This window comes from Bacteroides sp. AM16-13 (assembly GCF_003602705.1).
Taxonomy (GTDB): Bacteria; Bacteroidota; Bacteroidia; order Bacteroidales; family Bacteroidaceae; genus Bacteroides; species Bacteroides xylanisolvens.
The window spans coordinates 64,386-78,947 of sequence record NZ_QTLK01000012.1; the positions used below are offsets into that span (position 1 = coordinate 64,386).

Annotated in this window: 7 protein-coding genes; 5 read left to right on the forward strand and 2 right to left on the reverse strand. The window is 43.1% G+C overall.

All coding sequences use genetic code 11. The annotated features are described in order from the left end of the window. Window positions 1-3 precede the first annotated feature (3 nt). On the reverse strand, window positions 4-4,044 hold the full coding sequence (locus tag DW173_RS11470; RefSeq protein WP_074708146.1) for a response regulator: 4,041 nt from the start codon (window positions 4,042-4,044) through the stop codon (window positions 4-6). 210 nt (window positions 4,045-4,254) lie between these two features. Here DW173_RS11470 and DW173_RS11475 point away from each other — a divergent pair, with 210 nt between their 5' ends. From DW173_RS11475 to DW173_RS11495, 5 genes are all read left to right on the forward strand, one after another. Beyond that, window positions 4,255-6,537 carry a GH92 family glycosyl hydrolase gene (locus DW173_RS11475; RefSeq protein WP_120144473.1) on the forward strand — a complete coding sequence of 761 codons (2,283 nt, stop codon included), beginning with the start codon at window positions 4,255-4,257 and terminating at the stop codon, window positions 6,535-6,537. Window positions 6,538-6,590: 53 nt separating this feature from the next. Next, the gene (locus DW173_RS11480; RefSeq protein WP_061448198.1) at window positions 6,591-7,541 is read left to right on the forward strand and encodes an endonuclease/exonuclease/phosphatase family protein; all 951 of its coding nucleotides are present in this window, start codon (window positions 6,591-6,593) and stop codon (window positions 7,539-7,541) included. A 54-nt stretch (window positions 7,542-7,595) separates the two neighbouring features. Continuing rightward, window positions 7,596-8,753: a glycoside hydrolase family 76 protein gene (locus DW173_RS11485; protein ID WP_061448197.1), complete on the forward strand. Its 1,158-nt coding sequence runs from the start codon at window positions 7,596-7,598 to the stop codon at window positions 8,751-8,753. Window positions 8,754-8,812: 59 nt separating this feature from the next. After that, window positions 8,813-10,258, forward strand: coding sequence for a glycoside hydrolase family 125 protein (locus tag DW173_RS11490; protein ID WP_004304956.1), 1,446 nt, complete (start codon window positions 8,813-8,815; stop codon window positions 10,256-10,258). A gap of 474 nt (window positions 10,259-10,732) precedes the next feature. Further along, entirely contained in the window at window positions 10,733-11,893 is a 1,161-nt protein-coding gene (locus DW173_RS11495; RefSeq protein ID WP_167509087.1) for a glycoside hydrolase family 130 protein, read from the forward strand. A 301-nt stretch (window positions 11,894-12,194) separates the two neighbouring features. Here the strand turns inward: DW173_RS11495 and DW173_RS11500 are convergent, their stop codons facing one another. Continuing rightward, a complete protein-coding gene (locus tag DW173_RS11500; protein WP_120144474.1) occupies window positions 12,195-14,465 on the reverse strand; it encodes a GH92 family glycosyl hydrolase in 2,271 nt (756 codons plus the stop codon). Window positions 14,466-14,562: the final 97 nt, after the last annotated feature.

Consider the following 14,562-nt stretch of genomic DNA (forward strand, 5'->3'; position numbering starts at 1 on the left):
AGGCTACTGCTGAACCTCTTCCAAATGTTTCATCCGAAACTCTTTTGGCGTGCACTCATACTTTTCACGGAACACCTTAAAGAAAGTAACTTTGTTCGAGAATCCCGAATCGAATACAATTTCATCAATCGTCTTTTTAGTGGTCAGCAATAAATCTTTCGCTATGTGCAAACGACATTCCTTAATCAGATCGGTCGGGCTATCCTCTCCTATCTCTTCCATCTTCCGATAAAGACTCCGGGGACTGATTGCCAGTCGATCGGCGATATAACGCGGAGTCAAATCTTTGTTCGTTATATTATCATTGATAATCTTCAAAACCGACTGAAGGAACTTCTTCGACTCTTTATGCGTCAACTTCCCGTCCGACTTTTCAAAAGAACTGATCGGCGAACTGAAATAATTTTTCAACACCTCTTTCCGTTCTATCACCTGACAGACAGAGATACGAAGATACTCCGCACTAAACGGTTTTGTGATATACATTTCCGCACCGGCAGAAAGGGCTTCCATCTGTTGTTCCATCTCGTGTCGTCCGGAAACCACAATAATAGGAATATGCGCCGTCTCTTTCACCGATTTAATCCGCCTGGTCAGTTCAATGCCACCCATTCCCGGCATCATGACATCACAGATAATCACATTCGGATAAACCTCATTCATCACCTGATCCAGCCGTTCGGGATCTTGCAAGGTTACCACATTGAAGTCAGCCGAGAAGATTTCTCCAATAAACCATAGCATTTCGATTTCATCATCGACAACCAAAAGCGTAGGACGCATCTTATCAAACTCATACTGGGGAAGTTTCAATATCGGTTGAGTATCTATCTTGGGGATATATTCCGCCATCAGTCGTTTGGTTTCCGACACTCCGGTAGTCAGCTCCATGACCGGCAAGGTTAATGTAAACATCACCCATCCGTCAGAAGTGTTTTCCACTTTCAATGTACCATTCAGCAACTTAGCCATATTATAAGAAATAGCCAGCCCCAGGCCATTCCGTGAAAAGTTCTTTTCATCCTGATTCTCGAAATTATCCAAAATGGCATACCGATTAAAAATATACTGAAAATCCTTTTCCTTGATGGTACTTCCTTCATTTGCTACACGAAGAGCCAGCATATTTTCCCGGCTCGTATCCACTTCAATCTTGAGACTCTGTCCGTCGGGAGTATATTTAAAGGCATTAGAAATCAGATTAATAATGATCGTATTCAGGAATCCTTTGTCCGAGTTCCACATCACCTGCTCGGGTATCTTGCTCAAGAAAGTGATGTTTCTGGATTTAGCCATTTCAACAAACGTTTTGGCTATTCCTTTCACAATGGAAGACACATTCAATGATTCAACCCGCACTTCCCTGTTTCCCGTTTCAATCCGACGGAATTCGATCAACTCATGAATCAGGTTGTTGAGACGCTCCGCATTCGTCTGAATCATCTGTACGTAGTCCACGACAAATTTACTAAGTCCCTTCGATGAAAGGATCCGTCCGCAAGGACCATAAATCAAAGTCAGCGGAGTACAAAATTCATGTGCGATATTAGTAAAGAAACGAAGTTTGGACTCAAAGACATTCTTTTGATGGCGTTTCTCTATCTCGTTCAGCAATTCCTGCTTTTTACGTTTGGAGCGCAGGATAAAGGAACGTATCAGCAAGGCTGCCAGTAAAAGCAGACACAGGGCATAAATCAAATAAGCCCACCAGGAAGCATACCACGGATCACCTATACGAATCACCAGAGAATAGACATCACTCTCTTTATCAAAGACACTATTGTAATATTTCACCAGTAAGGTATATTCGCCGGGAGCCATATTCGTAAAAGAGACTCCGCTTTCCGAACCATTGTTTACCCATTGGTCACTCAATCCTTTTAGTTTATAGAAATAGGTACAGTTATTACCATTCAGATAATCCACAGAGGCAAATGAAACAGAAAAGAAATTCTGGTCATACTGCAAATTCAAGACTTCAGTTTCTTTTTTCCGGGTGAGAAATTCGCCCAGATTGTATTGTTCACCGAAGATAGACAGCTTATCAAAATAAACAGGAGGCATATAAAGCTGCTCCGGACGGCCATCCGCCCGGATAGCCACGACTCCATTAATTCCGCCAAAGAACAGAGTACCAGTCCGGGAATCCCGAAAACCGGCACCGTCACTAAACTCTACCACTTTTAAACCATCTCCAAAGCCATACGAACGAAAGACATTCCGTTTCGTATCGAAATTGATTAATCCGAGATTGGTGCTCAACCAGAAGTTGTCGGACGAGTTTCTAAGAATTGCATGAATGGTATTATTCAGGAAACCATTCTTGGCATTGAAGAGCTGATAAGAAGTTTCCGAAGTGTACTTTATCAATCCGTAGCTCGTTCCAAAAAGATGGTTATTGCTGCTGTCTTTATTGATGGCGAGAATATTATTCAGGGTCATGTTTTCGTATTTATGAGTAGACACCGGTTCCAGGCCGTTCGTCGTTTCGTTATAACGGAACACTCCATATCCTTTATTACCAAACAACAAGTTGGCTTCATTCTCCGCATAAATAGTAAAGAAATAGTTCGATCCCAGTTCACCGTCATTGATGACGTAACGTTGCGCATCCACAATCACCGGATTGTCCGGTGTTCCGGCAATACGAGCCTTCACCACTCCCATGCCGACACTCGCCAGCCACAGTTCGGAATCTGCTGTTTCGTAAATGTCATGGATGTATTTAAAATCTTCGTTACCGATCCGTATCGGTATACTCTTAATACGTTTTTCCCGATATGAATAATAAGTTAATCCTTCTTCGTCTCCTATCCAAAGCAAATTCCGGTGGCTCTTGGCAAAACAATAAACGGCATTACTACTCAAAGCACTATTAGAGGTAGTCAACACCTCTGCCCGGCAGTCGGAGATGTTTTTATCGAATTCGTAATCATAGATTTTTAGAATTCCGTTTCCTTTGGTTCCCACCCAGAAAGTACGTTCATCATCAAGATAGATGGCACGCACAGGGCGTTCTATTTTCTCGGTGTAATTGCTAAGCACCATTGATTTGATAGAATAAAGCGGGTTCGAATAAAGATAAACGCCCTGCCCGTCAGTACCAATCCAGACAACATCCTGAAAACGGTCTTTCTTGAGACAGAATACACCACTGTTGATAGGTAACGACTGAATTTGATAATGATCCGTCTCCTTCTGTTTCTCCAACAGGAGAATGCCATCCATCAAAAAGCCCACAAAATAGCTGTTATGATAATGAACGATGGACGAAATTTTGCCACGTTCCTGTATTTCCTTACCCAGATTGGCAATAAATTCATTCTTCTGGGTCGGAATATGGAAAGCATAGAAATTAAATTCCTTGTCTATGTAATAAAGAGATTGCTCGTCATTGAAACAATAAATCAAGGAAGTCTGATAAATCAGGTTTGTTTTCTGGGGTAACAGGGTGATATCTCCCGATGCGTCTTCCCGCTGTATATCATAACAGCGGTTGTAGCCCTTCATCACTACCCACATCCGGTTGCTACCGTCGATAAAAAAGTCTACAATATCGGAAATGGGGATTCCCGTGATATTAATTTTCTTGAAGACACCCTCTTTCTTATGATAATAGTAGATACAGTTGCTATCCTGAATAATGAACAGGTTGCCATGATTATCCTTATTCATAAAGAAGAGTTTCTGAAACTCATTATAGTGAGTGATTGTATTTGTCCGCCGGTCCAGACGGTTCAATCCATAGTAGGTTTGAATCCAGTAAGTTTCATCTCCCGTATACACAATATTGTCAATCAAATTACCAGATAGGTAATCCTCCTTGTCACGGGTCTTAAATTCTTCGATCTCCTGTCCATCATAAATATTCAGGCCGTCGCAGGTTCCGATCCACATCAATCCGCGTTCATCCTGGCACAAAGATGTAATAGAACTGTTAGACATATATTCCTTATCTGCAACTTGCTTCAAGTTATACGCATAAGCATTATGTATCAACAGATTAAGAAAGAATAGAAAGATAAAAACGTTCTGTTTCCTCATAGTGGATTATTCTTAGATTTACTTTATGACAAAGGTAAACAAAAAAACATTCTGCACTTTTTTTGGACAGAAATATAAGTAAATTTTCGCGCCATAGTAGTTAATATTAGCGCCATTAGGTATTTTTGTCTTCCTATTCTGGAAAGCACGTTCCTTTTCTCCCTATTTTCGTTGTAGAAATTATTTTCAAATCAATAAATTCATTTGTTCATGAAAACACATTTTTCATTTAAACACTTGCTATTTCTTGGAAGTGCCGTGTTGTATAGTCTGCAATCCTCTGCCGTTAAGAATCCGGTAGACTACGTCAGCACACTGGTAGGCACTCAATCCAAGTTTGAACTGTCTACCGGAAACACGTATCCAGCTACGGCATTGCCGTGGGGAATGAATTTCTGGACGCCGCAGACCGGTAAGATGGGAGATGGTTGGGCGTACACGTATGATGCCGACAAAATCCGGGGATTCAAACAAACACATCAGCCCAGCCCCTGGATGAACGACTACGGGCAGTTTGCCATCATGCCTATCACCGGCGGACTGGTATTCGATCAAGACCGACGTGCCAGTTGGTTCTCTCACAAAGCGGAAGTTGCCAAACCTTATTATTATAAGGTGTACCTTGCCGACCATGACGTAACAACCGAGCTTGTTCCTACGGAGCGCGCCGTCATGTTCCGTTTCACGTATCCGGAGACTAAAAACGCCTACGTTATTGTAGATGCTTTCGACAAAGGTTCTTACGTAAAAATAATTCCGGAAGAAAATAAAATTATCGGCTATTCGACCAAAAATAGCGGTGGTGTACCGGAAAACTTCAAAAACTACTTTGTGATTCAATTCGACAAACCGTTTACATTCATTTCCACAGTTTCTGAAAACAACATTCTTCCGAATGAGACAGAAGCAAAAGGAAACCACACAGGTGCGGTCATCGGATTCGCCACGAAAAAAGGAGAAATCGTACACGCACGGGTTGCTTCCTCCTTTATCAGCCCTGAACAAGCGGAATTAAATCTCAAGGAGCTGGGCAAAAACAGCTTCGACCAATTGGTAACGAACGGAAGAGAGGTGTGGAACCGTGAAATGAGTAAAATAGAGGTGGAAGACGATAACATCGATAACCTGCGTACCTTCTACTCCTGCCTGTACCGTTCCATGCTTTTCCCACGCAGCTTCTACGAGATAGACGCTAAAGGACAAGTTATGCATTACAGCCCTTACAACGGTGAAGTGCGTCCCGGCTACATGTTTACCGACACCGGATTCTGGGACACGTTCCGTTGTCTGTTCCCTTTCCTCAACCTGATGTATCCGTCAATGAATCTGAAGATGCAGGAAGGTTTGGTAAACGCTTACAAAGAGAGCGGATTCCTGCCGGAATGGGCCAGTCCGGGACACCGGGATTGTATGGTGGGCAACAATTCGGCTTCCGTAGTGACCGACGCTTACATCAAAGGTTTGCGCGGATATGACATCGAGACTCTTTGGGAAGCATTAAAACACGGAGCAAACGCGCATCTTCGCGGGACTGCTTCAGGCCGTCTGGGTTACGAATCTTACAACCAACTGGGATACGTAGCTAACAATATCGGCATAGGACAAAACGTTGCACGCACGCTGGAATACGCATATAATGACTGGGCAATTTATACATTGGGTAAGAAACTCGGCAAACCGGAGAGCGAAATCGACATTTATAAGAAACGTGCACTGAACTACAAGAATGTCTATCACCCGGAGCGCAAACTGATGGTAGGTAAAGATAATAAAGGAGTGTTCAATCCGAATTTTGATGCGGTAGACTGGAGCGGAGAGTTCTGCGAAGGTAATAGTTGGCATTGGAGCTTCTGTGTGTTCCATGACCCACAGGGACTTATCGACCTGATGGGAGGTAAAAAAGAATTCAATACGATGATGGATTCTGTCTTCGTCATTCCAGGTAAACTGGGAATGGAGAGTCGCGGCATGATTCACGAGATGCGTGAAATGCAAGTGATGAACATGGGGCAATATGCACACGGTAACCAGCCGATTCAGCACATGGTGTATCTCTACAACTATTCGAGCGAGCCTTGGAAAGCTCAATACTGGATACGCGAAATTATGAACAAGCTATATACCGCCGGTCCCGACGGTTATTGCGGCGACGAGGACAACGGACAGACTTCCGCCTGGTATGTGTTCTCCGCACTCGGTTTCTATCCTGTTTGTCCGGGAACGGATGAATATATTATAGGAACTCCGCTCTTCAAATCGGCGAAGTTACATCTGGAGAATGGAAAGACCATCACCATCAAGGCAGATAACAATCAACTCGACAACCGTTACATCAAGGAAATGAAGATAAACGGAAAATCTAATTCCCGCAATTATCTTACACATGACCAATTGATAAAAGGTGCTAATATTCAATTCCAAATGAGCCCCGTACCCAATAAACAACGGGGAACCACAGAAAAAGATAGACCTTATTCTCTTTCATTTGAATAAAATATTGTACTTTTGGAGGTCAATGAATTATCTACCAAACAAACTATAAAAACATGAAACTCAAAAGTCTTTTACTAATTGCCCTTGTGACGATAGTCTTCTGCGGTTGTCAGAGTAACTATCAGCCTACTACATTCACTGTTGCCTCTTACAATCTAAGAAACGCCAACGGCAGCGATTCACTCCATGGAAACGGTTGGGGACAACGCTATCCGGTGATAGCCAAGATGGTACAATACCACGATTTCGATATTTTCGGAACGCAGGAGTGTTTCCTTCATCAGTTGAAAGACATGAAAGAAGCGCTTCCCGGTTATGACTACATTGGCGTAGGCCGTGATGACGGTAAAGACCGAGGCGAACACTCTGCCATCTTCTATCGTACCGATAAGTTCGATTTGGTAGAAAAAGGCGATTTCTGGCTGTCGGAAACTCCCGATGTACCGAGCAAAGGCTGGGATGCGGTGTTGCCGCGTATCTGCAGTTGGGGACACTTCAAATGCAAAGATACCGGTTTTGAATTCCTTTTCTTCAATCTGCACATGGATCATATCGGCAAGAAAGCCCGTGTGGAAAGTGCATACCTCGTGCAGGAGAAGATGAAAGAACTCGGTAAAGGTAAAAATCTTCCGGCTATCCTGACCGGTGACTTCAATGTCGATCAGACCCATCAGTCATACGATGCTTTTGTAAACAAGGGAGTGCTCTGCGACTCATACGAAAAGTGTGACTTCCGCTATGCAATGAACGGAACCTTCAATAGCTTCGATCCCAACAGCTTTACTGAAAGCCGTATCGACCATATATTCGTATCTCCGTCTTTCCATGTGAAAAGATATGGTGTATTGACAGATACTTACCGGAGCATCGTAGGAAGCGGCGAAAAGAAGCAGGCAAACGACTGTCCGGAAGAAATCGACATCAAAGTTTATCAAGCCCGCACTCCTTCGGATCACTTCCCGGTAAAAGTAGAGTTAGAGTTTGACGAACGTCAGCAGCAATAATCTTATTAGTAATAAAATAACCTGAAAAGTCTCACTACACAACCTGATATTCCTATGAGAAATGTATGTACCCTAGTCTGTATATTATTTTGCCTTACTTCCGCAGTGGGAAAGACACCCGAAAATACTCGTTATCTTTCCATTGCTGACTCGATTCTACACAATGTATTGAGTCTTTATCAGACGAAAGACGGATTACTGACAGAGACATATCCTGTCAACCCCGACCAGAAAATCACTTACCTGGCAGGAGGAATGGAACAGAGCGGAACGCTGAAAGCTTCTTTTCTATGGCCTTACTCAGGGATGATGTCGGGTTGTGTGGCTTTATACAAAGCGACCGGAAACAAGAAGTACAAAAAGATTCTCGAGAAAAGAATCCTACCGGGAATGGAGCAGTATTGGGATAACAGTCGCTTGCCGGCCTGTTATCAGTCATACCCCACCAAGTACGGGCAGCACGGACGTTATTATGACGATAACATCTGGATTGCACTGGACTATTGCGATTATTACCAACTGACTCACAAGCCTGCATCTTTGGAAAAAGCCGTTGCATTGTATCAATATATCTACAGTGGATGGAGCGATGAGATAGGCGGTGGCATCTTTTGGTGTGAACAGCAGAAGGAAGCGAAGCATACTTGTTCCAATGCACCGTCTACTGTGCTCGGTGTCAAGTTGTACCGGCTGACGAAGGATGCCAAATACCTCGAAAAAGCAAAAGAGACGTATGCCTGGACGAAAAAGCATCTGTGCGACCCTACCGACCATCTTTACTGGGATAACATCAACCTGAAAGGGAAAGTTTCCAAAGAGAAGTACGCCTACAACAGTGGACAGATGATTCAGGCGGGTGTATTGCTCTATGAGGAAACGGGAGATGAGCAGTATTTGCACGATGCACAGCAAACAGCCGCAGGAACAGATGCCTTTTTCCGCACAAAAGCCGACAAGAAAGACCCGACTGTCAAAGTGCATAAAGACATGGCCTGGTTTAACGTGATCTTATTCAGAGGACTGAAAGCTCTGTATAAGATTGACAAGAATCCGGCGTATGTCAATGCGATGGTGGAAAATGCGCTTCACGCCTGGGAAAACTACCGGGATGAAAACGGATTATTAGGCAGGGATTGGTCGGGACACAACAAGGAACAGTATAAATGGCTGCTCGACAATGCCTGTCTTATTGAATTCTTTGCAGAGATTTAACACTTCTTCTCCGCAACACTTTCATAATCAATACTAATCAACAAAAAAAGACTATTACCATGAATATAACTAAAGCCTTTTGTTTGTCCATAGCACTCTTTGGTGCTAGCAATATGCAGGCTATAACGAACAGTGATTTTGTCATCCAACAAGATAATACCAAAATCAACAACTATCAGACGAACCGTCCGGAAGCATCGAAACGTCTGTTTGTCTCGCAAGCTGTGGAACAACAGATTGCGCATATCAAGCAACTGCTGACGAATGCCCGCTTGGCATGGATGTTCGAAAACTGTTTCCCGAACACCCTGGATACTACTGTTCATTTTGACGGCAAAGATGATACGTTTGTTTATACAGGCGACATCCACGCCATGTGGTTGCGCGATTCGGGTGCACAAGTATGGCCTTACGTACAACTCGCCAACAAAGACGCGGAACTGAAAAAGATGCTGGCCGGCGTTATCAAACGTCAGTTCAAGTGTATCAATATCGACCCGTATGCCAATGCTTTCAACATGAATTCCGAAGGCGGCGAATGGATGAGCGACCTTACGGACATGAAGCCCGAACTGCACGAACGCAAATGGGAAATCGACTCGCTCTGCTATCCTATCCGTCTTGCTTATCATTACTGGAAAACGACGGGAGATGCCAGTATATTCTCCGACGAATGGCTTACAGCCATCGCGAAGGTTCTGAAAACGTTTAAGGAACAGCAACGAAAAGAAGATCCGAAAGGTCCTTATCGTTTCCAACGTAAAACGGAACGTGCACTCGATACGATGACCAACGACGGCTGGGGTAATCCTGTAAAGCCGGTCGGACTGATTGCTTCTGCTTTCCGTCCTTCGGATGATGCTACAACTTTCCAGTTCCTCGTTCCATCCAACTTCTTTGCTGTAACTTCATTGCGCAAAGCTGCCGAAATTCTGAATACAGTCAACAAGAAACCTGATTTAGCTAAAGAATGTACTACACTGTCGAACGAAGTGGAAGCAGCCCTGAAACAGTATGCGGTTTACAATCATCCGAAATATGGCAAAATCTATGCTTTCGAAGTGGACGGTTTCGGCAATCAACTGTTAATGGATGATGCCAATGTGCCGAGTCTCATTGCCCTGCCTTATCTTGGGGATGTGAAAGTGAACGATCCTATTTATCAGAATACCCGTAAGTTTGTATGGAGCGAAGATAATCCTTACTTCTTCAAAGGTACTGCCGGTGAAGGAATTGGCGGTCCGCACATCGGATATGATATGATTTGGCCCATGAGTATTATGATGAAAGCATTCACCAGTCAAAACGACGCAGAAATCAAGACCTGCATCAAAATGCTAATGGATACGGATGCCGGAACAGGGTTCATGCATGAATCTTTCCACAAGAACGACCCGAAGAACTTTACTCGTTCCTGGTTTGCATGGCAAAATACGCTGTTTGGAGAACTAATCCTAAAACTCGTGAATGAAGGAAAGGTAGACTTACTGAATAGTATCCAATAGTCTTCTATTATGTTTTTTATTGTATTCCCGCTTATGAGATAACTGTTTCTAACCTTGAAGCTTACGCTTCCAAAGTAGTTTCAAGGTTGAAGAACTTTAGTTTCACGCCTTTGAAACCACAGTTTCAAGTAAGAGAAACTAGAGTTTCTCGCTGACGAAACAAAAGTTTCAAGCAATAGAACTTTTAGTTTCAAGTACTGAAACTCTCTCTTCCGTAATAGTCTGATAATCCTTGAATACCGCTCCGGATAGAGAAATAAGTACCCACATAGCAGAGAAACAATAAAATCCTTGCTTTCAACAAAGTGACAGCAAAGTTGTCGTCACCTTGCCGTCACATCATGCTGTCACACTGCAGTATATTTATAATCAATCATTTATGCCCAATCAGGTGACAGATGACAGCATTTTATTTATTTTCCAATTTATATGTAGGGAGTATATGACTCCTAAAAAATAAATGACCCATATAATATGAACAATATGAAATCAACTTTTTTATTCCTACTTACTACAACCATGATGACCTGTACTGCCTACGGACAGTCTTCCAATCATAAAGAGAACAAATTACCCGATTGGGCTTTCGGTGGTTTTGAACGTCCAAAGAATGTCAATCCGGTAATATCTCCTATAGAAAACACCAAGTTTTACTGTCCATTGACCAAAGATTCTATTGCGTGGGAATCGAACGATACATTCAATCCGGCTGCTACACTCTACAATGGTGAGATTGTCGTGTTATACCGTGCAGAGGATAAATCAGGTGTCGGTATCGGACACAGGACTTCTCGCCTCGGTTATGCCACTTCTACCGACGGCACACATTTCCAACGGGAAAAGACTCCTGTATTCTATCCGGATAATGATTCACAAAAAGAGTTGGAATGGCCCGGCGGCTGCGAAGACCCACGAATTGCCGTAACCGATGACGGATTATATGTAATGATGTACACCCAATGGAATCGCCATGTACCTCGCCTGGCAGTAGCGACCTCCCGCAACCTAAAAGACTGGACAAAATACGGTCCTGCTTTTGCCAAAGCATTTGATGGAAAGTTCTTCAACCTGGGTTGTAAGTCCGGCTCTATCCTGACCGAAGTTGTTAAAGGGAAACAGGTTATCAAGAAAGTCAACGGGAAATACTTTATGTACTGGGGAGAGGAGCATGTATTCGCAGCTACTTCCGATGACTTAATCCACTGGACACCGATTGTCAACATTGACGGCTCCCTAAAAAAGCTGTTTTCTCCCCGTGACGGCTACTTCGACAGCCATCTCACCGAATGTGGGCCTCCAGCTATCTACACTCCGAAAGGAATTGTCCTTCTTTATAATGGTAAGAACCATTCAGGAAGAGGTGACAAACGCTATACCGCCAATGTCTATGCTGCCGGACAAGCACTCTTCGACGCCAATGATCCTACCCGCTTTATCACCCGTCTCGATGAACCGTTCTTCCGTCCGATGGATAGCTTTGAAAAGAGTGGGCAATATGTGGATGGAACCGTATTTATAGAAGGAATGGTCTACTTCAAAAACAAATGGTATTTGTATTATGGTTGTGCTGACTCCAAAGTAGGAGTAGCCGTTTATGATCCGAAACGACCGGCAAAAGCTGATCCGCTTCCATAGTTATAAAAATAGTCTTGATTACATTCTTTTTTAAAGGAAAGATGTAATCAGGACTAACTTATTTCTTAAAACTATATTCCCCAAAACGGCTGAAAACAGTAAGTTCTTGTTAAGGATTTGCTTTTCAGCCGTTTCTAGTATAAAATAAAGCTTTCCGAAGCAGAATTAAATGCTACAATCGGAAAGCCTTATAATACCTATTGAAAACTGAATTGAATATTGAGAACCAGCTTTATTCTTTCATTGTCGGAGGCTTCTTCCTCCTTTCAACAATTAGCTGTCTTTTATAAGTAAGCCATCTTTATCCATTTATCTTATTCAAAACAACCGGTCTGTTTGCCGGAGCCTTACCAAAATTCTTATTAGGCTTTTTCCCCATTACAAACTTCAATGTGCTGCCATTTATTATATCCTGATAAGTGATATAACTCTTATCATAAGGCTTGCCATTCAAATACACTTTCTGGATATAGATATTTTCTTTGCTGTTATTGGGTGCTTCTACAGTAAAAGTGTTACCACCACGTACCTTCACTTCTACTTTCTTAAAACAAGGGTTACCGAAAACAAATACACCATCCGACGGGTTCACCTGATAGAGTCCCATAGATGAAAGAAGATACCAGGCAGACATTTGGCCACAATCCTCATTACCGATGATACCGTCCGGCTGGTCTGTGTAAAAATCGCTCATGATAAAACGAACCTTTTCCGCCGTTTTCCATTGTTCACCGGCATACGCATAAAGATAAGCAACATGATGGCTCGGTTCATTTCCATGTGCATATTGTCCGATCAATCCGGTTATGTCGCTCGATGCTCCTTCCCCCATACTGTCGGTATTGGTAAAGAAACCATCAAGCCTCGTTGTAAAAGGTTTGTCACCTCCAAACAAGGCAATCAGCCCATAGGGGTCTTGTGGAGCAAAGAAAGTATATTGCCATCCGTTTCCTTCACAGAAATCTCCAACAGTATGGATGGAACGTGCCGGATCGTAAGGAGTACGCCAAGAGCCGTCTTCCAGTTTCGGACGAATGAAATGGATAGAAGAATCAAAATAGTTCTTGTAATAATGAGCACGTTTTGAGAATGTTTCAGCATCTTCTGTCTTTCCCATCTTACGTGCCATAGCGGCAATTCCCCAGTCGTCCACTGCATACTCCATGGCTATGGAAGTAGCTTCATGAACTTTGTCGGCAGGGATATAGCCTTTTTTGACTACATAAGGCACTCCTTTCTGCTTTTCATAAGTAGCTGTAGCTATCATTGCTTGCAATGCTTCTTCCGCATCGAACCCAGTAAATCCTTTCAGATATGCATCGGCAATCACCGGCACGGAACTATACCCCGGCATCTGATCGGTCTCTCCACTCATCAAAGGCCAGATAGGGAGTTTGTCCTGCTGACGATAGATGGAAATCATCGAATTGACTACATGGTCAACCATTTCAGGTTGAGTAATAGTCATCAAAGGATTTAATGCACGGTAGGTATCCCATAAAGAAAGAGTCGTATAGTTGGCTTTCTTCGGGTCTGTGTAAATCATGTCATTCATCCCTCTATACTCTCCATTCACATCGCAAAAAAGCGTAGGGGCAATCATAGTATGATAATGGGCGGTATAGAATACACGCTTGGAAGCCTCATCATCAGTCTCTACTGTCATCTTCTCCAGTTGCTTGTTCCATCGGTCGGCACTCATATCCACCACCTTATCAAAATCCCAGTGAGTAAGTTCGGATTGCAGGTTCATCGCTGCGTTGTCACAGCTGACAGAAGAAAGGGCGACTTTTATCTTCACTTCCTTCACGTTACCAAAAGTGAGGACACTCTTCACCGATGCCACTTTCAGTTGGTCCCAAGGTTGCGGGTTATTATCATCATAGGCAGTAAACTGCTCTATCTTCTTATCACTTTTCAACACAAAATAAACTTTGCGGGAAGGACTCCAGCCTCTCACATAACGATAACCCTCTACTGTATAATCATCTACCTTACGGATATAGCTGTCGTAAGCATTCGATCCGTTTCCTTCACGTAAGTCGATTAATATGGAAGCCGGTTTTCCTTCAGGATAAGTATAACGATGGAAGCCTACACGATCTGTAGCTGTCAACTCGGCTTTGATATTGTAACGGTCGAGAAGCAAAGAGTAATATTCGGGACGGGCGATTTCATTCGCATGAGAATATCTGGAAGCATACCCATCACGTATATCATCCTGATTGCCTCTGGGAGTACGGATCTCATTCAATGGCATGATGAGAATATCACATAAGTCAGTACAGCCCGTACCGCTCAAATGGGTATGTGAAAAGCCAATTAAAATACTATCGGAATAATGATAACCCGAGCACCAGTCCCAACCTTTATGGATATTGGTAGGACCCAGCTGTACCATTCCATACGGAACACTCGTCCCAACAAAGACGTGTCCATGATAACCGGATCCGATATACGGATCGACGTACTGCAATAATCCTTCACTTTTTGAATAGTTCTGTTGCGCTACTCCATTTCCCGCTGCAAGCAAGACACAAGAAGTAAGTGCAAGTAGTTTAAATGCCTTCATTCGTATTTTTCTTTGGTATGATTGAAAATTATAGTTAGCGAATGATGCAAATATACTACCTATTTAGGAATTAACTAACTGTCGCTAGAGTTTACAA